At 59.5% G+C, this 22,192-nt stretch carries 18 protein-coding genes and 1 pseudogene; 17 read left to right on the forward strand and 2 right to left on the reverse strand.

Annotated elements, in window-relative coordinates:
• The first annotated feature begins 22 nt into the window (after nt 1–22).
• The 7 genes from PseuLF5_RS03570 to PseuLF5_RS03600 all read left to right on the forward strand — a co-directional run bounded on the left by PseuLF5_RS03570 (nt 23) and on the right by PseuLF5_RS03600 (nt 6,217).
• On the forward strand, nt 23–1,168 hold the full coding sequence (locus PseuLF5_RS03570; protein WP_340132948.1) for an ABC transporter ATP-binding protein: 1,146 nt from the start codon (nt 23–25) through the stop codon (nt 1,166–1,168).
• A complete protein-coding gene (locus PseuLF5_RS03575; protein ID WP_340132949.1) occupies nt 1,165–2,667 on the forward strand; it encodes a glycoside hydrolase family 32 protein in 1,503 nt (500 codons plus the stop codon). The genes PseuLF5_RS03570 and PseuLF5_RS03575 overlap by 4 nt, the downstream gene beginning before the upstream one ends.
• A gap of 75 nt (nt 2,668–2,742) precedes the next feature.
• Nucleotides 2,743–3,735: a LacI family DNA-binding transcriptional regulator gene (locus tag PseuLF5_RS03580; RefSeq protein ID WP_340132950.1), complete on the forward strand. Its 993-nt coding sequence runs from the start codon at nt 2,743–2,745 to the stop codon at nt 3,733–3,735.
• A 272-nt stretch (nt 3,736–4,007) separates the two neighbouring features.
• Nucleotides 4,008–4,565, forward strand: a complete 558-nt coding sequence (gene folE / locus PseuLF5_RS03585) for a GTP cyclohydrolase I FolE (protein ID WP_123468712.1) — start codon at nt 4,008–4,010, stop codon at nt 4,563–4,565.
• A gap of 82 nt (nt 4,566–4,647) precedes the next feature.
• Entirely contained in the window at nt 4,648–5,190 is a 543-nt protein-coding gene (locus tag PseuLF5_RS03590; protein ID WP_340132951.1) for a DUF3833 domain-containing protein, read from the forward strand.
• Nucleotides 5,187–5,897 carry an SDR family NAD(P)-dependent oxidoreductase gene (locus tag PseuLF5_RS03595; protein ID WP_340132952.1) on the forward strand — a complete coding sequence of 237 codons (711 nt, stop codon included), beginning with the start codon at nt 5,187–5,189 and terminating at the stop codon, nt 5,895–5,897. Before PseuLF5_RS03590 ends, PseuLF5_RS03595 begins: the two co-directional genes overlap by 4 nt.
• 14 nt (nt 5,898–5,911) lie before the next feature.
• Complete coding sequence (locus tag PseuLF5_RS03600; protein ID WP_064587549.1) at nt 5,912–6,217, forward strand: DUF6482 family protein; 306 nt, start codon at nt 5,912–5,914, stop codon at nt 6,215–6,217.
• Between the two features lie 9 nt (nt 6,218–6,226).
• Here PseuLF5_RS03600 and PseuLF5_RS03605 read toward each other — a convergent pair whose 3' ends face one another.
• Complete coding sequence (locus PseuLF5_RS03605) at nt 6,227–6,391, reverse strand: hypothetical protein (protein WP_445262405.1); 165 nt, start codon at nt 6,389–6,391, stop codon at nt 6,227–6,229.
• A gap of 222 nt (nt 6,392–6,613) precedes the next feature.
• On the opposite strand from PseuLF5_RS03605, the gene PseuLF5_RS03610 reads away from it, so the two are divergent.
• The 7 genes from PseuLF5_RS03610 to PseuLF5_RS03640 all read left to right on the forward strand — a co-directional run bounded on the left by PseuLF5_RS03610 (nt 6,614) and on the right by PseuLF5_RS03640 (nt 16,021).
• The gene (locus PseuLF5_RS03610; protein ID WP_340132953.1) at nt 6,614–7,360 is read left to right on the forward strand and encodes a DJ-1/PfpI family protein; all 747 of its coding nucleotides are present in this window, start codon (nt 6,614–6,616) and stop codon (nt 7,358–7,360) included.
• Between the two features lie 104 nt (nt 7,361–7,464).
• Nucleotides 7,465–9,642 carry a multicopper oxidase family protein gene (locus PseuLF5_RS03615; RefSeq protein ID WP_340132954.1) on the forward strand — a complete coding sequence of 726 codons (2,178 nt, stop codon included), beginning with the start codon at nt 7,465–7,467 and terminating at the stop codon, nt 9,640–9,642.
• 16 nt (nt 9,643–9,658) lie between these two features.
• Nucleotides 9,659–10,084: a hypothetical protein gene (locus tag PseuLF5_RS03620; RefSeq protein ID WP_123468693.1), complete on the forward strand. Its 426-nt coding sequence runs from the start codon at nt 9,659–9,661 to the stop codon at nt 10,082–10,084.
• Nucleotides 10,085–10,186: 102 nt separating this feature from the next.
• Nucleotides 10,187–11,710 (forward strand): tyrosinase family protein, encoded by a 1,524-nt coding sequence (locus PseuLF5_RS03625; RefSeq protein WP_267794746.1) that lies wholly within the window; start codon nt 10,187–10,189, stop codon nt 11,708–11,710.
• A 94-nt stretch (nt 11,711–11,804) separates the two neighbouring features.
• A complete protein-coding gene (locus PseuLF5_RS03630) occupies nt 11,805–13,262 on the forward strand; it encodes a DUF7868 domain-containing protein (protein ID WP_340132955.1) in 1,458 nt (485 codons plus the stop codon).
• A 10-nt stretch (nt 13,263–13,272) separates the two neighbouring features.
• Nucleotides 13,273–14,043 (forward strand): copper chaperone, encoded by a 771-nt coding sequence (locus tag PseuLF5_RS03635; RefSeq protein WP_340132956.1) that lies wholly within the window; start codon nt 13,273–13,275, stop codon nt 14,041–14,043.
• Between the two features lie 4 nt (nt 14,044–14,047).
• Nucleotides 14,048–16,021, forward strand: a complete 1,974-nt coding sequence (locus PseuLF5_RS03640; RefSeq protein ID WP_340132957.1) for a hypothetical protein — start codon at nt 14,048–14,050, stop codon at nt 16,019–16,021.
• 61 nt (nt 16,022–16,082) lie between these two features.
• On the opposite strand, the pseudogene PseuLF5_RS03645 reads toward PseuLF5_RS03640, so the two are convergent.
• Nucleotides 16,083–17,092, reverse strand: a pseudogene (locus PseuLF5_RS03645) (NAD-dependent epimerase/dehydratase family protein).
• A 93-nt stretch (nt 17,093–17,185) separates the two neighbouring features.
• On the opposite strand from PseuLF5_RS03645, the gene PseuLF5_RS03650 reads away from it, so the two are divergent.
• From PseuLF5_RS03650 to PseuLF5_RS03660, 3 genes are all read left to right on the forward strand, one after another.
• Nucleotides 17,186–18,073 carry a LysR family transcriptional regulator gene (locus PseuLF5_RS03650; RefSeq protein WP_340132958.1) on the forward strand — a complete coding sequence of 296 codons (888 nt, stop codon included), beginning with the start codon at nt 17,186–17,188 and terminating at the stop codon, nt 18,071–18,073.
• A 262-nt stretch (nt 18,074–18,335) separates the two neighbouring features.
• Nucleotides 18,336–20,741 carry a glucose/quinate/shikimate family membrane-bound PQQ-dependent dehydrogenase gene (locus PseuLF5_RS03655; protein WP_340132959.1) on the forward strand — a complete coding sequence of 802 codons (2,406 nt, stop codon included), beginning with the start codon at nt 18,336–18,338 and terminating at the stop codon, nt 20,739–20,741.
• A gap of 104 nt (nt 20,742–20,845) precedes the next feature.
• Nucleotides 20,846–22,135 carry a carbohydrate porin gene (locus PseuLF5_RS03660; RefSeq protein WP_340132960.1) on the forward strand — a complete coding sequence of 430 codons (1,290 nt, stop codon included), beginning with the start codon at nt 20,846–20,848 and terminating at the stop codon, nt 22,133–22,135.
• Nucleotides 22,136–22,192: the final 57 nt, after the last annotated feature.

Genomic DNA, 22,192 nt, shown 5'->3' on the forward strand with positions numbered 1-22,192 from the left:
AACAAAGACAAGGAACAGCATCGTGATCAAATTAAAACTGGACAACGTGAACAAACAATTGGGCGGCGTGCGGATTCTTCGCGACATCAACCTGGAGATCGCGGCGGGTGAATTCGTGGTGTTCGTCGGCCCTTCGGGCTGCGGAAAGTCGACCCTGCTGCGGCTGATCGCCGGACTGGATTCGATCTGCGCCGGCGACCTGCTGATCGACGGGCGACGGGTCAACGACCTGGAGCCGCGCGAGCGTGGCGTCGGCATGGTGTTTCAGTCTTATGCGCTATACCCGCACATGAGCGTCTACGACAACATCAGTTTTGGTCTCAAGCTTGCGAAGACGGAAAAGAGCAGCCTGCGCGAGCGGGTGCTGAAAACTGCGCAAATCCTGCAATTGGACAAGCTGCTGCAACGCAAGCCAAAAGAGCTGTCCGGTGGGCAGCGTCAGCGTGTGGCCATGGGCAGAGCCATGGCGCGAGAACCGGACATTTTGTTGTTCGATGAGCCGCTTTCCAACCTGGACGCGTCCTTGCGGGTGCAGATGCGCAACGAAATCGCCCGGCTGCATGCCCGACTGCGCTCGACCATGATCTACGTTACCCACGATCAGGTAGAAGCGATGACCCTGGCCGACAAAATTGTCGTGCTCAATGGCGGCCATGTAGAGCAGGTCGGCGCACCGCGCGAACTCTATGAGCGCCCGGCCAGCCGCTTTGTCGCCGGTTTTCTCGGCTCGCCCAGAATGAATTTTCTGCCGGTGCGCCTGCAGACGCCAGGTGAAACCAGCCTGGTCGATACCCTTGTATGGGGAATCATGCCCCTGCCCTTCGACAGCTCGAACCTGGCGACGGGCACGCAGCTGAGCCTGGGGATTCGTCCGGAGCATGTGTCGCTGAAGGCGGCGGATAAAGCCGCTGGCGTCATCGTTACCGCGGTCGAATACCTGGGCAGCGAAACCTACGTGCACCTCGAGACAGGTCAAGACGATCCACTGATCTGTCGTTGCGAAGTCAGCGCCGGATGGCAAGCCGGCGATCGGGTTGAGCTGCAACTGGACATCGACAATCTGCACCTGTTCGACGTCGACGGCGCGGCCTTGAAGCGCTACCCGCAAGCCATTGAAACCCTTCCGGATGGCGTCTTTCTGCGCTCGGCACGAGCAAGCGCCCTATGACTGAGTATTTGAATTCTATGAACGACCCAATGTCTTGCGCCCTTGACCTTGCGCAGCATGCGCTGAGTGATGGTCTGGCTCGCGTCATCCAGGATTATCGTCCCGGTTATCATCTTGCCCCGCCGGCAGGCTGGATGAACGACCCTAACGGCGTCGTGTACTTTCGTGGCGAGTATCACGTTTTCTATCAGCATCACCCCTTCGATGCGCAGTGGGGACGGATCTATTGGGGCCACGCCAAGAGTGCCGATCTGGTTCATTGGCAGCACCTGCCCATTGCGCTGGCTCCCGGCGATGACGTCGACCGTGACGGTTGTTTTTCCGGTAGCGCCGTGGTGTGTGGCGATACCTTGGCCCTGATCTACACCGGGCACACTTGGCTGGGTGATGTGGGCGACGAGCGTTTCATCCGTCAAGTGCAGTGCCTGGCAACCAGTACCGATGGCATCCACTTCGTCAAACATGGCGCCGTGATCGACCGCGCGCCGCAAGACACCATCATGCACTTCCGTGACCCCAAGGTCTGGCAGGAGGATGACTGTTGGTACCTGATTGCCGGCGCGCGTCTGGGCGACAGGCCGCTGCTGCCGTTGTACCGCTCCACGGATCTGCACACCTGGGAGTTCCTCGACTATGTGTCCGCCGGCAGCGAGGGCGATGGCTATATGTGGGAGTGCCCGGACCTGTTTCGCCTGAATGGACGCGACGTGCTGCTGTACTCGCCCCAAGGCATGCAAGCCGACGGTTACGACCGGCTCAACAAATACCAGACGGGTTATCGAGTGGGCCGACTCGATAGCGCATGGCATTTCACCGGTGGGCCTTTTATCGAGCTGGATAACGGCCACGATTTCTATGCAGCGCAAACGCTACTGGCCGCCGATGGTCGGCGCCTGGTGTGGGCGTGGCTCGACATGTGGGAAAGCCCGATGCCGAGCCAGGCCCATCACTGGTGCGGCATGCTCGGCTTGCCGCGTGAACTGGAACTGCGCGGTGATCGCCTTTGCGTGTATCCGGCACGGGAGCTCAGCGCGCTGCGCCTGGCGCCATTGCCGGATACGCCCGGCTGGGAAGATACGGGATCGCGGTGGGTGCCGGAAGTACGCGGCGATATGCTCGAAATCCATGTGCAACTGGATCTGCTCGACTGCACCGACGGCCACTTGGGGATCGCCTTGCGTTGCAGCGACGATGGCCGTGAAGAAACCCTGCTCTACTACGATGCAGCACTGCAGCGCCTGGTGCTCGACCGCAGTCGCTCGGGTGCGCAAGTCACAGGCCAGCGCAGCGTATGGATAGACCCGACACAACAGCGACTCGAACTGCGCGTGTTCCTCGATCGTTCGTCCGTAGAGGTGTTCGACGAAAACGGGCACTTCAGCCTCAGCAGTCGCGTCTATCCGCGGCCCGACAGCCTGGGCGTGAAGCTTCTGGCAAGCGGGACTGGCGGACGTGTGTCGATTTGCAGGGCATGGCCTCTTGGTTCTGGATGGCTATGAACGGCGTCATTCGGGTCGCGAGAAGCGCGGGCCCTGTGTCATGATCCGGCGTCAACCTGACCGATTTTGCCTCACATGACTTCAGTGAAAGACGTTGCACAGCTGGCCGGCGTGTCCCTGATGACGGTTTCTCGTGCGCTCAACAGTCCGGAAAAACTGAGCGCCGAAACCCTTCAGCGGGTGCGTCGGGCCATTGATGAATTGCAGTTCGTACCGAGCCTGTCAGCGCGCAAGATGCGTGGCGATAACCTGCAGTCGCGGACCATCGGTGTGTTCGCGCTGGACACGGCAACCACGCCGTTCGCGGTCGAGTTGCTGCTGTCCATTGAGCAGACCGCACAGCAGGCAGGCTGGAATGTCCTTATCCTCAACCTGCTCAGCAACCCGCCCACCGACCAGAACATCGACCTGATGCTGTCGCACCGTCCGGACGGCTTGATTTTCAGCGCCATGGGATTTCGCCAGGTTTCCATTCCCGAACGATTGAAGAGCAAACCGTTGGTCCTCGCCAATTGCCTGGCCGATGACCGCCGTCTCGTCAGCTATGTACCCGACGATGAAGCAGGCCAATACCGGGCCGTGCACCATGCGTTGAACCTCGGCTACAAGCGCCCGCTGTGTATCAATCTGCCCAAACAGAGTCTGGCTTGGGGGCTGCGCCAAAAAGGCCTGCAACGTGCCTGTCAGGCATTCGGACTGGCGCCGGAGGCACTCCTGCAATACGACCTTTCCGACCATGATGCCTATAGCGAAACGGCCGCTATCCTCGATCGGCACATCAACGATGGTCGCCCCCAATTCGATATCCTGATCTGTGGCAACGACCGCATTGCCTTTTGTGCCTATCAGCTGCTATTGGGCCGAGGCCTGAAAATTCCCGAAGATGTCGCGGTGCTTGGCTATGACAACATGGTCGGTATTGCAGAGCTGTTCATCCCCCCGCTGACCACGGTGCAACTGCCGTACTACGAGATCGGTCGCAAGGCTGTCCGGCACCTGATCGAGACCCTCGACGTATCGGGCGCCCAGCCGGTTGATTGTCCATTGGTGGTCAGAACATCGCTATGAGCCTGGAAGGGCCCGCGCAGGGCCCTTTTCGTACTTTAAGCAAAATGGTCCGGCCATTGAGCCAATCCTTCACCGTCTGATCGAAACCTGTCCCGACAACCTCACACACTGCGATGTGAGGTTTTCGCATCTGCACAAAAAAGATTGCCGATTCATTGTCAGGTGATTTTTTTCAGCCTATCTTGAATAAAACCTATACAGAACGCTTTGTCGCGTACAACTCTTTCGCTATGGATCGGCCTTAACGTACAGCACCGCCGCGAGAACCTTGAATGAACCCACTACTAGCCAGCCATTACCGTGAAATCCTCGTCGGCGTCGGTGAAAACCCCGAACGCGAGGGATTGTTGGACACGCCCAAGCGTGCCGCCAAAGCAATGCAGTATCTGTGCAATGGCTACACGATGAGCCTGGAAGACGTCACCAACGGCGCGCTGTTCGAATCGCAGAGCGATGAAATGGTGATCGTCAGCGACATCGAGCTTTATTCCTTGTGCGAGCACCACATGCTGCCCTTTATCGGCAAGGCGCACGTGGCCTATATCCCCACCGGCAGAGTCCTCGGGCTGTCGAAGGTCGCGCGCGTGGTGGACATGTTCGCGCGTCGCCTGCAGATCCAGGAAAACCTCACCCGGCAGATTGCTGAAGCCATCCAGCAGATCACCGACGCTGCCGGTGTGGCAGTGGTCATTGAAGCCCGGCACATGTGCATGATGATGCGCGGTGTGGAGAAGCAGAATTCGGTCATGACTTCCTCCGTGATGCTCGGCGCGTTCCGTGACAGTTCAACGACGCGGCAGGAATTCCTGCAACTGATCGGACGGCGATAAACCTATACAGGGCCAAGGTACTGTACAAGCCGATCGTTCGACACTTCACCCTCTTCGCTCGAGTACTTCAGGGAGTAAGGCAATGACCCGATTTCTGCTGTTACTGACATTGGTCCTCAGCGTCGCGAGTTGCGGCAGTGTGGATGTCACCCGCTATGCGGATCAGCAACCGGCGTTGGATCTGGAGCAGTTTTTCAGTCAGCCCGTCAAAGCCTGGGGGATGTTTCAGAAGCGCAGCGGTGAGGTGGCCAAGCGGTTCGAGGTCAACATCGTCAGCCGTCGTGAGGGCAATAACCTGATTCTCGACGAGCATTTCCTGTACAGCGACGGCACCCGCCAACGCCGCGTCTGGACCCTCACGCCCGAGGGCCAAGGGCGCTGGAGCGGGCGCGCGGATGACGTGGTGGGCGTCGCCAAGGGCCAGATCGCTGGCAATACCTTGCATTGGCGCTATCGCCTGAACCTGCCGGTCGACGACTCGACGTACGAAATGAGCATGGACGACTGGATGTACCTGATGGACGAGGACACGCTGATCAACCGCACTGCCATGTCCAAGTTCGGGGTAGAGGTCGGCCAGGTGACGTTGTTCTTCCGTCGCCAGGGTGCCGGAGCAAGCCAATGAACCGCGCACTGACCATGGCCTCGCTCGGCGACGGTTACCGTGCGCTGGTGATCGGCGCCAGTGGAGCCCTCGGCACAGCTTTTTGCGAACAACTTGAACAGGATCCACGCTGTGCCGGGGTTCGTGCGCTGGGGCGCCGGACCGTTCCCGCACTGGACCTGGAACGCCCCGAAACGATTGCCGGCGCTGCCACGGAGCTGGCAGCCGAAGCACCGTATCAGTTGATCATCCACGCGGCCGGCCTGCTCCATCGCGACGCGATCAAGCCGGAAAAAAGCTTCAGCGCGATCGAGCCGGAGGCGCTGCAAGCCGTGTTTCAAGTGAACACGCTGGGACCGGCATTGGTGCTGCGCCACTTTCTGCCGTTGCTCGATCCTCAGGGAGCGATGGCGATGCTTTCGGCCAAGGTCGGGAGCATTGGCGACAACCGTTTGGGCGGCTGGTACGCCTATCGTGCATCCAAGGCTGCACTGAACATGCTGATCAAGACCGCAGCCATCGAACTGGTGCGCACTCGCCCGCAGAGCCGCTTGCTCAGTCTGCATCCGGGCACTGTCGTATCGGCGCTGTCGCAACCTTTTCGCGGGGCCTCCAGCGCCCGGCCGGCAGACGTCGCCGCTGACCAGCTACTGACCTTGATTGACCAGTTGACGCCGGCCGACAGCGGCCATTTCTTTGCCTACGATGGAGAACGCCTACCCTGGTAGGCAAGGAGTGAAGCATGAACCTGCAAACCCTCACCGAACGTGCGGCCAACAGCGAAATCCGCGAGCTGGAGCTGCTGTCACTCGAAGGCGGTTTTTACCTGGCACGGATCCGCCTCGATCACGGCCAGTTCACCCTGCTTGATGATGCAGCCAAGCCGATGCACCTGCGTTCGATCACTCACCTGCGGGACCTGCTGCAAACCGTGCCGGCCTTTCCCTGCGTGCTGGTGCAGCAATGCGTACATGACGAAATGTGTGGCCGGGATACAGGGCCTGTCGAAGAGCTGCGTATTCCGTTTTCGCTCACCACGCCGTTATGAGGTGGACAATCACTCGTCATCCAGATGATGCGTGTGAGCCAGCAACGAATCGGGTATCCCGTCACGGATCAAACCACCCTCGCCTATCCAGGCCTGGGTGGATTGATATGCGCGTTGCAGCAGTTGATCGGTCTGATTGAAATCGGTGACTGTTTCAAGCTTCTTACAAGTCATGGTGCGAAAACCACCAGGCCCAATACCATTGGGCGGTTGCGCATAAAATCTTCTTGCACGCATGACAACCCCGACTATGCTGCCAAAACCCTCTCTACTGGCCATTGGCCTTGGGTGGACAACCTCCGGTTCCGCTGTCCGGGCATCGCATTGCTGATTGGCGCAACGCTATACACCTGACGACGCCAGTGCGTTCGCCGCGGTGTTCCCAAGGAGGGAGTCATGCCTGCACCAGGACACTACCTGATCGCAATTGCCATCTACGATGGTGTGGACTTGCTCGACATCAGCGCCCCTTACGAACTGTTCAACTGGATGAAGCTGGTTGAACCGCAGACGAACACCAGCGCCCCTCGCCGCTCCGTCCGGCTGATTTCCCTTGATGGGCCATCCATCACCACGCGTGATGGCATGACCATCGGTGGCGATCTACCGGTGTTCGATCAACATTCCGATGACATCGACCTGCTGTGGATTCCCGGCGGTGAACCCTCCGACTTGCAACGTCTGATGAAAGATCCCCGGCGTATGACCTGGCTGTTTCAGCAAGGCGGTGCTGCGCAATATTGCGCCTCGGTCTGCGAAGGTGCCTTGCTCGCGGCCGCAGCAGGTTTGCTGGACGGTTATAACGCCACCACGCATTGGGCCTTTATCGCCTGTCTGAAACTGTTCAATCGGGTCAATGTGGTAGACGGCTATCCCCGTTACATCGTCGACAGGCAACGTATCACCGGCGGTGGCATTTCATCGGGGCTCGACGAAGCCTTGGCAATCATCGCCTTGATTGCCGGTGAGCTGGTCGCCCAAAAGGTGCAGTTGAACATCCAGTACAACCCCCGTCCTCCCTTCACCAGCGGCGACCCTTCCGTCGCCAAACCACCGGTCTACACCCCGGGCGCCGGGCGCACCTGCGATTCGGCTCTCGCTGAAACCATCGCCCTTGTGCTCAAGCGCACCGGTGCTTCCTAGGAGGCGCACAGCCACCGGCGTTCACATTGCCCGGTCGAACTATCTCAACGGACACCCGGCTGTCATGGCTGTGGGACATTTGCGCAATGCGCAGGGAGCAGGAAATGAATTCGCGTTACAGGATCTTCGCAGGGCTGATCGTGTGTGCAACCACCTCCACGGCGCTCGCCGAACTCACGGCTCAACCGTTCCTTTCACCGCCCAGGCTCCTTGAAAAAAACCAGGCAGGCACGCTGAAGGCCATTGAACTGGCCCAACCATCAACAGGGTGCGATCCGGCAGGTGACATCACGCGTGACGGGCAAACAGTCGAACTCAACCTGCAAGTGCAGAAACGCGAAAACTACATCTACAACCCGGGGAGTCCCGACGGTGCCAAAGACAAGGTCATGTTGCGCTCATACGGCGGCTGTCTGACGGGGCCGCTCATTGATGTGCAACCGGGCAACACCCTGCGGGTGCATCTGGACAATCAACTGGAGAAAAACGATCCCAGTTGTCCGGGGGGGCTTGATCCGGCGAATGGCGATCCCGGCTGTTTCAACACGATCAATCTGCACTACCACGGAATGCACGTCTCACCGTCCGGCAACAGCGATAACGTGCTGCTGAACATCGCGCCGCAAACAAAGTTTGAGTACGAGGTCAATATTCCCACCGATCACCCTTCAGGTACGTTCTGGTATCACGCACACCGACATGGCTCCACGGCGCTTCAGGTCGCCAGCGGCGCAGCGGGCGCGCTGATCGTGCGCGGCAATCGGCCCTACACCGGTGACAAGCCGGGAGACATCGACACCATCCTCAAGGACGCGGCGGGCAAGCCCCTCACCGAGCAAGTCTTTCTGTTCCAGCAAATTCCTTATGCGTGTTTCGACGACAAGGGCAACATCATCACGCAGAAGGACGGCACCTGGTCGTGCCCCGGCGATAAAACCGGTGTGGTGGAGAACTTCGACGCGCAACTCTCCTCCCCCACGGTCTGGGACAACAGCGGCCGGTTCACCAGTATCAACGGTGCGGTCCAGCCGACTTTGCGCGGCATAGCCGCAGGAGAAATTCAACGCTGGCGCTTCATTCACGGCGGCATCCATGACACCGTGAATTTGCAAATCGTGCCCATGAACACCAGTGGTGCCAAAGCCAGTCTTGCGCTGCAGGGCATACTCGGCGGCACGCCAAAGGAACAAGCAGCGCTGATCGCCGACCTGTGCCCGGTGACAGTGCCTGACTCCAGCAAACCGGTCGAACTTGTTCCGCAATTCGAGATCGCCGCCGACGGACTGACGCGCACTGCCATCCGCCCGATCGGGGTGAACAAAAAAAGTGTCAGTGGTGGCATCGGCAGTAACTTTCTGCAACCAGGCTATCGCAGTGATGTGTTGCTGATGTTCCCCCGTGATGGCACCTATTGCGTGCTGAACCAGGCGGCAACGCCGGCAGAGCGCGCGAATGCCGGCCCCAATGGCGGCCCCGGCGGACAAGGTCCGAATGAAACCCAATTGCTGGCAACGGTCATCGTCTCCGGCGGTAAAGTGGTGACCGACGATCCGCAAAGCTATATCCAGCAGGCGCTCTATGACGCCAACAAAGGCTCATCGTTGCCGGTGGCAGCCCTCGAAGGATTACGTAGCGGCAACCTGAAGCCGTGGCGCGCAATGCCCGACCTCAAGGATGCAACCGTCAACGACGACATCCAGAAAGCTGACTTTTTCATCGGATATCCACCATTTCCGCCGGCAGCTCCGGCCACGGCGCCGAAAAAACCGGGGGATCCGTGGTCTGGCGCCTTCGGCTTTTTCATCAACTACAAATCCTATGACCCGGACCGTATCGACTTCACCCGTCAGGTCAACACCACCGATGACTGGGTGCTGACGTCGCAGGGCGAACCTCACATCTTTCACATCCACGTCAACCCGTTTCAGGTGATGGACGTGCTCTACGCCAAACCCGGCGAAAAGCCCAAAAGCATCTTCGGCCCCAATGGCGAATGCCTGGTTCCGGCCGACGAGCTGGGATTGCAAAACCAGTACTGCGGCATGTGGCACGAGTTCAAAGACACGATCTTTGTCCAGAACGACTATCAGGTATTGGTGCGCACGCACTACGACCGCTACATCGGTGAATTCGTCATTCACTGCCACATCCTCGATCACGAAGACGGCGGGATGATGACCAATATCCAGATCGTGCCAGACCTCAATGCCGTCGGCGGCGGCATTGGCATGGCAGGGATGAAGCACACGTCGCATCAACATTCGGACGTCAAGAAACAGTGATGAGGAGATGTCAGTCATGAGCAATCCCTTTGCAGGAAAATGGACGTATAGAAGTTTCCTCAATAACCCCGCATTAACTGGAGGCGCGCCGGACAAACTCGCGGCACTGTTATTCGCCGAAGGCGTGTGGACCGTGGAGGACACTGCCGACGGGACATTTGCAGGTGAACTCGGTTTCGGCTCGAACGCGGTCATGGACTTGAAGGGCGTCATCACGCGCGCCCATGACGGACTACCCGACCACGTACACATCGTGGGCAGCGGGCGGCCCGGGACCTCCACTCAAGACTACTTCTACGACTATGACGGGGTGCTGACGGAGCACTGGCCAAACGGCGTGAATCAGGTGCCGGCCATCACTGGATCAGTCATCCGTGTGAAGCCTCACGACGGCGCGTCTGCCGGACTGGTCGCTTCGTTCATCGCCGTCAAGGCCAGTTAGCTATCGCTTGCAGGTCGCTCGCGGGTCGTCTGGGTAGTTCCGCCGGCGAGCCACACTCGATCCACTGAAACTTCGATTGTTACCGACGACAAGGAGTCAGACATGACCGCAACCCCCGTCACCAACCCCACCTGGTATGCGCAGATTCGCGACATGTTCACGTCCGTGGACCGCGCGCACATGGCCAGACAAGGTCTCGACCTGGCCAGCTACGACGCGGTGATGAACCACGCCGGCGACATCTATCAACAAGTCGCAGCAGGCAACATGCCGCCGGGTAATCCCTGGCCTGCCGACTGGGTGGGTACCTTCCTCAACTGGATGAACAATGGCTACCCCAAAGGCGTGCCCGTGACCCAAGCGAGCCAGGCCGACTTCGCAGCGCGCTCATTGTTCAGCACCGCGGCCCCGGCCGGCAGGATGCGCAAGGACATCACCACCTTGTCGAGCAACGAACTCGAGCAGCTCAAAAAAGCTTTTTCCGCCATTAAGGCCCTCGATCCCGCTGACCCGAACAGCTATTTCGTCCAGGCGGGCTATCACTGGTTTCCGGCGCCCAATACCTATTGCATGCACCACGTACCGGGCTACAACCCCTGGCACCGGGCCTATCTGGTCAGCTTCGAAAATGCCCTGAGATCGGTGCCTGGTTGCGAGAACGTGACCCTGCCTTATTGGGATATCACCACGCCCTTCCCCGACGTGCTTAAAAGCCCACCCTTCGACCAATACGTGCTACCGAAAACCATTGGCGCGGATTTCCCCGAAGGGTACGTCACCACACGTTTTGACTACGACACGATTGCCCAGAACCTGATTGATAACGGCGTGACCGATGACGTCAACCGGGCAATGAGCAAAACCGACTGGGAAGACTTTCACGGCTACTGGTCCGGTGCCAGTCACAACACCATCATTGCCGCCCACGACAGTGGCCATGACTCCATTGGTCCGACGATGCAACAACAGGAAGTTGCGGCGTTCGACCCGGTGTTCTGGTTCTTCCACTGCAATTGGGACCGACTGTTCTGGGAATGGCAGAAGAAAATGCTGGCCACCGACCTGCAAGGGCTGTTGACCACTATCAACGAGGCTACCGACCCGATCAGTTTTCAGATATTCAACGATTCAGCGCTCGAGGTTCTGAATCCATTCACCCACAGCGCACTGGAACTGAACACACTGGCAATCATCGACTCGGCAGGTCAGCTTGATATTGATTACGAACCGCCGGCCGAAGCCTCGAACGTCGATTTTCTGCCCAAGACCCAGCGTACGCTCGCCGCGAACAAACAATTCACGGTCGAGACCGATCGAGTCAACGTACGCGTCAGCGGCATCAATCGTCTGAAAATCCCCGGCAGCTTCCGGGTGCACCTGCAAAAGGACGGAAAGACGATCGCCTCCAGAGCGCTGTTCCAGCCGGTTGAGGTGCAAAGCTGTGCCAATTGCGTAAGCAACGCGATGGCGCAGTTCGATTTCGAACTGCCAATGGCGGATATAGCGGGCGGCAAACTGAGTGTCTGGGTAGAACCGGTCGACAAGACCTTCGTAGGGGATCGCTTCCCGCAGAAGCTGATGGGCAACCCGGTCATCGATGTCCATCTATTGCTGCAGACAGAGTAGCGCTGTGGCTGCTTGAAAAGTGCCGGATCTGACGTGATGAAGACCGGCACTGAAGTTGGGGGAGACATCACCTAACCGCAACGGAGCACCTATCATGACCGCTTTTCGCCAGGATGTTGCAACACTGGGTTCAGGATGGAACAAGACATTGCTGAACTACGCCAAGGCAATGCAGGCGCTGGACGCGCAACCGATACAGGACCGCACGAGCTGGAAATTCCTCGGCGCCATGCATGGATTCCATCCTCAGTTGTGGCTCAACGAAAATCTGATCAAGGCTAATACCCCGATTCCAGCAGACTTGACCAACAAGACGTACGGCAATCAGTGTCAGCACGGCAGTTGGTATTTCCTCTCCTGGCACCGGGCGTACCTGTTTTCGTTCGAAGCAATCGTCGCCGCGAAAGTGAAAGAGTTGACGGGGGACGACTGGACCCTTCCCTACTGGAACTACCTCAACAGCAGCGATCCGAAAGCCCTGTATCTGCCTGAGGCCTTTGTAGAAAAAGCCTTACCCGACGGCAGCCCGAACCCGCTGTGCAAATACCCTCGGCGTCCCGGAATCAAGGCGATCAAGCCCGGGGGCGGGTTCAGCCTTGAAGCGATGGAAGAGAATGATTTTATCGTCGGTAACGGAAACCTGGGATTCGGTGGCGGAATCACTGGCGATTTCGTCCAGTTCGCGGACATCACCGGAGAACTGGAGAGCAACCCGCACAACACGGTTCACGGTCTCGTCGGTGGTTACATGGGCAATGCCTATCTGGCAGGTCTTGACCCTATATTCTGGCTGCACCATTGCAACATTGATCGCCTCTGGGAAGCCTGGATGAACACGCCGGGCAAGACCATGGTCCACGACCCACTGTGGCTCAATGGTCCGGCCAACCGCAGCTTTATCATGCCGGTCCCCGGCGACAACGCACCTGGCGTAACGTTTACTAGCAAAGACACGTTGAAGGGCGGCAAATTTTATCGGCCCTATGATGATTTGAGCATCGGTACGGGTGTAAAGCCGGGAGTGAATGCAGTGGCACGGGTCAATATGGGTTCGCCCAGCAAGCAAACGGTACAGCCCATCGGCGCCAATGCCGCTGCCGTCACGATCGGCAGTGCGCCGGTAGACAGTCATATCGACCTCGAACCCACGGCGGCCTCCAGTAGCATCGCGACCATGGGCGCGACATCGCCGGGTAAGACGGTGGCCCGACTCTACCTGGCCCTGGAATCCGTGCGTGGCTCCGCACCTTCACCGCTGCTGGATGTGTACGTCAATCTGCCTGACGGCGCCAACCCGGCGCTCGACCCTGACCGGTACGCCGGCAGCCTGACGCTTTTCGGTCTCAACGTTGCTTCGGAAAAAGACGGCGAACACAACGGGTTGGGTTATACGATTGATATTACCGACCTGGCTCAACGGCTCACGGCCGCCGGGGACTTCGATCCGAATCATCTGCGCGTGACGCTTGTACCTGTCGAGCAGATTTCCGATGAAGCACCGATAACGGTTGAGCGCATCAGCGTTCTCAAGCGCAGTGGCGTCGTGACTTGAGGGCAGACTCATGCGGCCAGGTCTGGTTCTACGCAGTTTTACTTACGCACCGTGGCCAATTCTGCTGGCCACGGCAGGCGTGGGCCTGGCCCTTTCCCTCTACAACGATGTAAGCAGTGAAGGTCCCGCATTTTGCGTAGCGGTGAACGGACTGTCGATCATCACTCGCTGGCCGGCGGCGTTACAGGCGGAGCTCGCACTGAACCCGCTGCACCGCATCCTCGCCGGCTGGTTCCTGATGCTTTTGGCCATGATGCCGCCCCTGTTGGCAATGCCGCTCATGCACGTCTGGCACTCCAGCCTGGCACGTCGGCGAATGCGTGCATCCGCGCTGTTTCTGTTCGGCTATTGTGCGTTGTGGATGGCCGCCGGCCCTGTTCTATGGGTCTTGGCGTTGTTGCTCCAGTTCACGCTGGGCCAAAACGTGTTCATCGTGACATTGCTGATCGCGCTGGTCTGGAGCGCAAGCCCGTGGCATCGCGCAGCACTCAATCGAGGGCATCAACCACAGCGGATCGGCTTGTTTGGCTGGCCAGCCGACAAGGACTGCCTGACCTTCGGCATGCGCCATGGCCTGTTTTGTATTGTTTCGTGCTGGGCGTGGATGCTGGTGCCGCTGGTGAGCGGGACCTGGCATATCCCGGTGATGCTATTGGCAGGTCTCATCGTGCTGGCCGAACGGCTCACGCCTCCTCGTCCTCCAGGCTGGCACTGGCTTGTGTCACCCATGCACTTTTATACGTTCGTCACCAAACGTCTTTCGGAGCGTCCCCATGGTTAGGCGAGTGTGTCTGGCAATCGGCGTAAGCACCGTGACACCTGTTGCTAAAGAGGTCCTGGATTTCGCCTATCTGGATGGCGCCGTTTTAGCCGCGCGCTCCATGGGGGAATGGGCACGGCGCTCTGGTTTCGGCGTCGACAACGTCAAAGTCGTCGACGACGGCTGGGTCAATAACAAGCCAAACCCGGTCACACGGGTGCGCGTACAACAAGCCGTCGACGAACTGTTTCCAGCGGGGGCCGACGTCGTTGACCAATTGATCCTGTCATTCTGCGGACACGGGCTGACGGGGTCGAATTTTGGCGAGATCTTCTGGCTGTTCAGCGACTCGCTGCAGATGAAGTACCGCATTGTGGTCGACAGGTTTTACGAGGAAATGTTTCTGCTCGGCGTCAAGCGCATAACGCTGATCACCGACGCGTGCCGCGAAGCCCCCCAAAGCCTGGAGCTAATGCGCCTCGATGGTTCGCGCGGGATCCTTGTGCAAGGCACCCGGGCCGACGAAACAAATTTCGATAGCCTCGCTTGCTGCCATGACGGCCAACTGGGCTACATGGTTCGAGACCCTGCTGGCGCCGCACCGGGCAAATGCATCTTCTCGGGTGTCATCGCGGATATTCTCTGGGGACTGGAGCCCACTGCCATTGAAAATGGGCTCATAACCACGAATGCGTTGGGTAAATTCGCTCGCTCGCGCACGGCCGAACGCGCTCGCGAGTACCACCTCAAGCTCGACCCTCACTGCCAGGTCGATCCCGACGCCGTGGTGCTTTACGACACTGCGACCCCACTCAAGCCCCCTGACGACATGCAACCGTGGCCATCCGGAAACACGGTAGCGGTGCTGGGCACTGAAAAAAACGACGAGGCTCTGGATTCTGCAGGGTTCACCGCCGAGGAAATAACAACCCAGCGTTCAGTTCAGCAGCGCACCTTGCGCTATCGCCTTTTCAACAAACTCCCATGGTTCAGGCGATCTAAATCAAAAGATCCAGAAAGTCGCGAAGTGGTCGCCGGAATCACACATCTGCAAGAGGACATGGATGAACTGCACAACATCGACATGGATATGCCTCGCCATAGGCAAATGATAAAGGAGTTGTCCGAACAGCTCAGAGCAGAGTCGATGACCTGGGTGGTTCAACGTCGATTCCTGGAGATCGACCGTGCCGGTGACGCAAATCTCATTGTCTGGGGTGAACAGGCGACGCTATTGTCCAACCGTGCGACTCACTCCCTCAGATCCGAGCCCCCCGTCAACGAGTTTTACGTTGAACCCCGCACTAAAGGGGCGCCTGTTCTGGTGCACATGGGCAAGGAGCAAGTTACGCCTGTCGTACCTTACGCAGGTCTGTATACCGCCGTCGTCCCCAGCCCCAACGGAGATGTTTTCCAGGTGTACGGAGCGCACAGTTCGCCGCAAAGGTATCTGGCGGGCATGCGGACCCTTCGTGAATTCTCTGACGGGCACTTGCGAGCCGATAGTGTTGATCGACTGGCTGCGGACCTGCGGCATGAAAAGCATGCCGACCCGATGTTGGGCGTCATCTGCGCCTACCTTTACCGGGCGCTCGCCGACTACGACAACATCCGGCGCATGGCCTATTTTTATGCGACCCGTGATCAGGCTGTGCCCTTCGACATCGCGCTGCTCGGAGGTATGGAGGTAACACGCAACACGCATGGCGCCCTGCAACTGCATGTGCCAGCAGTGAAGGCCCGGGAATCGCGACCAAACGTGCCAGCACTCCCCGACTATGCCACCCAAGAAACCCCTGCCATCTTCGCCAGCGTCGGCGGACGATGCCCATGGCTCGGACTTGGCTGGGACTATGTCGTTGAGCCTCGATTGGAGTCGGCTCTGCTTGTCGAAGGTCTTGGCGAGCATGCGTCACTGATTCGGCGCAGCGGTTCGACCGTGTTGCCTGCGGCCTCAGCAAGGCAACTTGCAGAGGCCTGGGGTCTGCCGCCAGGTTAATTCGTTTTTTCTGCGTTGGCCGAGGTGTTCTCAGGGAGGAAAAGATGCTTGCAGAGTCGTTCTACGAACGCATTCTCGCTGCGGGCCGACGGCGAGAGAGCGCATCATAAGACTGATCAACACACCCCAACCCCACCAGCGTCGCCTCTACAGCTTCATCCAGCGGCGTATGCGGCTCGCGACCCAAGGTCGATTGCAACTGCGCGCCGTTCAGCCTTACCGGTTGTTGCCACAGGTAACGCATTCGCGAAACGTTTCGACAAAGGGCGACAACACGTTGATCAACCACCAGGGAAACGCTTTGATCCTTGGCGTTTTACCGCCATGTCTTGCCACAACGCGGCGTATGGCTTCGGCCATTTGCCTGCCATCCGCATCCCAATGACCGTCCATATGAAACGCGGCGAACGGTGCAAGCGTTTCTCTGCGCTCCAGCAGTTGCGTCATGGTGTTGGCGACATCCGGCAAATAGGCCCATTGATTGCCGATGCCCTTGGCACTGGGTACCAGTACACGGGTGACTGCCCGCCCCGGTTTGACCAGCCCTTGGGAAAACCAGTTGTTGCCCGGCACCGGCCCGAAGAAGTTGCCGGCACGCACGATAATTACCCGGCATCCCTGAGTGCTGGCTTCGCGCAGATGTCGTTCAAGCTCGACCCGCAGCGCGCCTTTGCGGGTCACGGGGTGTTGTGGTGAGTCTTCGTGCAGCAACGGGAATGCGTCTGGCCCGTAGTTATAAACAGTGCCCGGCAGGACGATGGTCGCCCCTTGTGCAATGGCGGCCGCAATGGTGTTGTCGATCATGGGCAAAACCCGCTTGTCCCAGTCGCGATAACCGGGTGGATTGACCGCGTGGACAATGACCGAGCAGCCCTGTGCCGCCGCCATGACCTGTTGGCGATTCATCGCATCCCCGTCAAACCAGGTAAAGCCTTCAGCCCCTTCGTGAGGTGGACGACCACCGCGTCGCAGCGCACACACCTGCCAGCCGGATTCGCGCAGCTTGCGCGCCACTTCACCGCCGATACCTCCCGTTGCACCCAGTACCAAAACGCGTCGACTCAAGATCATGTTGATCGTCCTCTCGATGGAATGAGAAGAGTCTGAATACGCCGTCGACTCAATGAAATTGCTTAAAACCGGCTACCAGCTATACATTTATGCATGGATAACAACATCAGCTGGGAACTGTACCGCTCGTACCTGAGCGTGCTGCAGGAAGGATCATTGTCGGGTGCCGCTCGAGCACTGGGGGTTGCGCAACCTACGGTCGGGCGCCATATCGACACGCTCGAGCAACAATTGGGCGTGAGTTTGTTCACTCGCTCCCAACAAGGGTTGCTGGCGACCGAAGCCGCGCAGGCCCTCAAGCCCTTCGCGCAATCCATGCAGGCCAATGCTGCCGCACTGCTGCGCGCAGCCGAGGCGCAAGGAAGCGGCGTCAGAGGCACGGTGCGCATCAGTGCCAGCGAAGTCGTGGGCGCCGAAGTGCTGCCTCCGGTTATTGCCGGCTTACAAGGACAGTACCCGGAACTGAACGTTGAGCTGGTCCTGACCAATCGCGTTCAGGATCTGTTGCACCGCGAGGCTGATATCGCCGTGCGCATGGTTGCGCCCGAGCAAGGTTCGCTGATTGCCCGGCGCATCGGCGATATCGAACTGGGCCTGCATGCTCACCGCCGCTACCTCGATGCGCGAGGCACACCGCAGACACTGGAACAGCTCACTGAACACGCGCTGATCGGCTTTGACCAGGAGACGCCCTTCCTGCGCAGCGCCAGGCACTGGTTGCCGCAATGGCGTCGCGAACACTTCACCTTGCGTACCGACAGCGATCTGGCGCACCTGGCGATGATTCGTGCCGGCGTGGGCATCGGCGTGTGCCAGGTGCGAGTGGCGCAACGTGACCCTGCGCTGGTGCGCGTACTCGCACACCCCTTCAAACCCAGACTCACCAGTTGGCTGACCATGCATGAAGATTTACGCAACAGTCCGCGCTGCAAAGTGACCTTCGAGGCGCTGCTGTCAGGGCTCGAGCAATACGTGGGCTAAGCTGTTTTTATCGCCGTGCGTCGGCTGAGCACTGTCGGTGGTTGAGTGCGGCAAAACGGCAACACTGTCATAACCCGCATTTTTCCTGACAGAAAAACCACTTTTAGAGTCATTCACAAGCGCTCTTCAACCCTCTGAGAACGGCCGTTTCGGCTCAGGCGCGTTATTCGATAACCGACAACGCTTTATTACTGAATTTATGATTTAACTAGGTAGTTACCTAACTATATAATCCCCTTCTCATTTCAACGGGACATTCAACGTGAAGCAGAGTCAAGGCCTCTCTGGCCTTTCTAAATTCATTCTGGTCGGGCTGGGCGTGATCATCGCCCTGCTCGGCTTGGCGCTGGCTGCTGGCGGCGTGAAGTTGGTCAGCCTGGGAGGGTCGTGGTACTTCCTGATGGGCGGTCTGGTGATGGCGGTTTCCGGATGGCTGATCGCACGCTTCAAACCGGCGGGTGCGTGGTTGTTCGCAGCGTTCCTGCTCGGGACCGCAATCTGGGCCGTGAGCGATGCCGGGCTGGTGTTCTGGCCGGTGTTCTCGCGCCTGTTCATGTTCAGTGCGGTGGGTCTGGCGGTCGCACTGGTTTATCCATTGCTCAAGCGTGCCAGCGGTGGCGTTCCAGGGCGCGGTGCTTATGCGCTGGCCGCTGTACTCGCGGTCGGCCTGGCCGTCGCGGCCGGCAACATGTTTGTCGCGCACCCAACGGTAGCAGCTACCGGCACGGGCCCGGGGCTCACGCCAGTGGAGCCGGACAAGGCGCAGAAAGACTGGGCGCACTACGGCAACACCGAAGGTGGCAGCCGTTTCGCCGCGCTGGATCAGATCAACCGCACCAACGTCGACAAACTGAAAGTCGCGTGGACCTACCACACCGGTGACATCGCCGAGAGCGATGGCAACGGCGCCGAAGATCAGCTCACCCCGCTGCAGATCGGCAACAAGGTGTTCATCTGCACTCCGCACAACAACCTGATCGCGCTGGATGCCGACACCGGCAAGGAACTGTGGAAAAACGCGATCAACGCCAAGTCGAAAGTCTGGCAGCGTTGCCGTGGCATGGCCTATTTCGATGCCACCAAGGCCATCGCTCAGCCGGGCAATTCGAGCATCGTCGAAGCCAAACCTGCGCCGGCCGCCAACTGCCAGCGTCGCCTGCTGACCAACACCATCGACGCACGTCTGATCGCGGTCGATGCCGACACCGGCGAGTTCTGCCAGGGTTTCGGCAACAACGGTCAGGTTGATCTGAAGGCCGGTCTGGGTGATGTGCCGGACAGCTACTATCAGCTCTCCTCCGCGCCATTGATGGCCGGCACCACAGTCGTGGTCGGCGGGCGCGTGGCCGACAACGTGCAAACCGACATGCCGGGCGGCGTGATCCGTGGTTTCGACGTGATCACCGGCGCCATGCGTTGGGCCTTTGACCCGGGCAACCCACAGGATAGAAAGGCACCGGCCGACGGCAGCACCTATGTGCGAAGCACGCCGAACAGCTGGGCGCCGATGTCCTACGACCCGGCGACCAACACCGTGTTCCTGCCGATGGGCAGTTCGTCCACCGACATCTACGGTGTCGAGCGCAGCAAACTCGATCACGCCTACGGCGCCTCGATCCTCGCGCTGGACGCCAGCACTGGCGATGAGCGCTGGGTGTTCCAGACCGTGCACAACGACCTCTGGGACTTCGACCTGCCGATGCAGCCGAGCCTGATCGACTTCGACAAGGACGGCAAAACCGTGCCGGCGCTGGTCATCGGCACCAAAGCCGGGCAGATTTATGTCCTGGATCGTGCCACCGGCAAGCCGCTGACCGATGTCAAGGAAGTCCCGGTCAAAGCCGCGAACATCCCGAACGAACCGTACTCGCCAACCCAGCCGAAATCGGTGGGCATGCCGCAGATCGGCGCGCAGCACCTGACCGAATCCGACATGTGGGGTGCCACGCCGTACGACCAGTTGTTGTGCCGGATCGACTTCAAGTCGATGCGTTATGACGGCCTGTACACCGCGCCGGGTACTGACAAATCCCTGAGCTTCCCGGGTTCGCTGGGTGGCATGAACTGGGGCAGCATCTCCACTGACCCAGTGCACGGTTTCATCTTCGTCAACGACATGCGCCTGGGTCTGTGGATTCAGATGATCCCGTCGCAGAACAAGGCGCAGGCCTCGTCCGGTGGCGAAGCGCTGAACACCGGCATGGGCGCCGTACCGCTCAAGGGCACGCCGTATGCGGTGAACAAGAACCGCTTCCTGTCGGTGGCCGGCATCCCTTGCCAGGCTCCGCCGTTCGGTACGCTGACGGCGATCGACATGAAGACGCAGAAAGTCGCCTGGCAGGTTCCAGTCGGCACCGTTGAAGACACCGGTCCCCTGGGCATCCGCATGCACCTGCCGATCAAGATCGGTCTGCCAACCCTCGGCGGCACCCTGTCGACCCAAGGTGGCTTGATCTTCATCGCCGGCACCCAGGACTTCTACCTGCGCGCCTTCAACAGCGGCAACGGTGAAGAAATCTGGAAAGCGCGTCTGCCCGTCGGCAGTCAGGGCGGCCCGATGACCTACGTTTCGCCGAAGACCGGCAAGCAGTACATCGTCGTCACCGCCGGTGGTGCACGCCAGTCGACCGATCGCGGCGACTACGTGATGGCCTACGCCTTGCCGTAAGCCGAAGTGCCCGTGTTGACCACGGGCACTTTCTTTTGCGCGCGGCACCTGAGGGTGCCGCGCCGCTTTGCGCTATCGCCCTAGATTTGAGCAGGAAGATCTCCATGTTTCGTTTTTCTCATACCGGCTGGCTCAACGGCGTGCTGTTGGGCCTGACCTGCAGCGCCACCCTGCCCGCCTTTGCCGACACCGATGCCAACCTCCTCAGCCGCAATACCCTGACCGGCGACTGGGGTGGCCTGCGCCACCAGATGGACGAAGACGGCATCAAATTCACCGGTGACTACACCGGTGAAATGGCCTACAACGCCGACGGCGGCCTGCATCGCTCGGGCCGTTACTCGCAGAACATCAAGCTCGGCGCACAGTTCGACCTGAGCAAGCTGTATAGCGTGGAGAACGCCGGCAAGGTCCAGTTGACCATCAACGACCGGCGCGGCAACAGCGCCTCGGAAGACCTGGTCGGCAACCGTCTGCCGATTCAGGAAAACTACGGCGGCCTCTACACCCGCCTGACCGAGCTCAGCTACGAGCGCAGCCTGTTCACCCCGGCGCTCAACGTGAAGCTGGGTTACATGGCCATGGGCAACGACCTTGGTGGCCTCGACAGCGGCATTCTCTGCAACTTCATGAACGCCGGCTTCTGCGGCCATCCGTTGAACATGTCCGGTGGCAGCGGCTGGACCAACTACCCCAATGCCCATCTGGGCGTGCGGGTGAAGTACGACCTGTCGTCGGCGTGGCAGTTGCGCGTCGCCGCGTTCAATGTCGATCCGCAAAGCAACGGCAATTCCAGTCGTGCCTGGCACTTGGGACCGAAGCATACCACGGGCACTGTGGTGCCGATCGAACTGGTCTACAAGCGCGCGGGGCAGTTGCCCGGCGAATACAAGCTTGGCTACTACTACGACAGCTCCGACGTGAAACGCATCGGCAGCGATAAAGAGGTGTCCGGCCGCGGCGGTCATTACCTGCTGATCGACCAGGCCGTGTGGCGTTCGGCATCGTCCGAGGGCCGCAGTCTGCACGCCTTCGGTCAATACTCGGCCGCCAGCGAAGCGGCTTCGCCGTTCAGCAAGTGGTACGGCACTGGCGTGGTGCTATACAAACCGTTCGAAGGGCGCCCGCGTGACACCCTCGCGCTCGGTTATGGCCGGGCCGTGCCGAACCCGCGCAGTCGTGACGTGCAGCAAGAGGCGGCGCTGGCCAACGGCGCGGCATTCCCGAACCTGGACAGTGCCGAACAGTTGATCGAACTCGGTTACGGTTACCAGGCCACCCCGTGGCTGACCTTGCGCCCCAATGTGCAATACATCATCGAGCCGGGCGCGTTTTCCGGGCAGGACATCGACAATGCATTGGTGTTTGGCTTGCAGGTAAAAGCGGCGCTCTAAGGCATTCGCAGCATAAAAAAACCGGCGCAAGGCCGGTTTTTTTATGCTCGACGATAA

It is taken from the genome of Pseudomonas sp. LF-5 (assembly GCF_037626295.1).
Lineage (GTDB): Bacteria > Pseudomonadota > Gammaproteobacteria > Pseudomonadales > Pseudomonadaceae > Aquipseudomonas > Aquipseudomonas monsensis.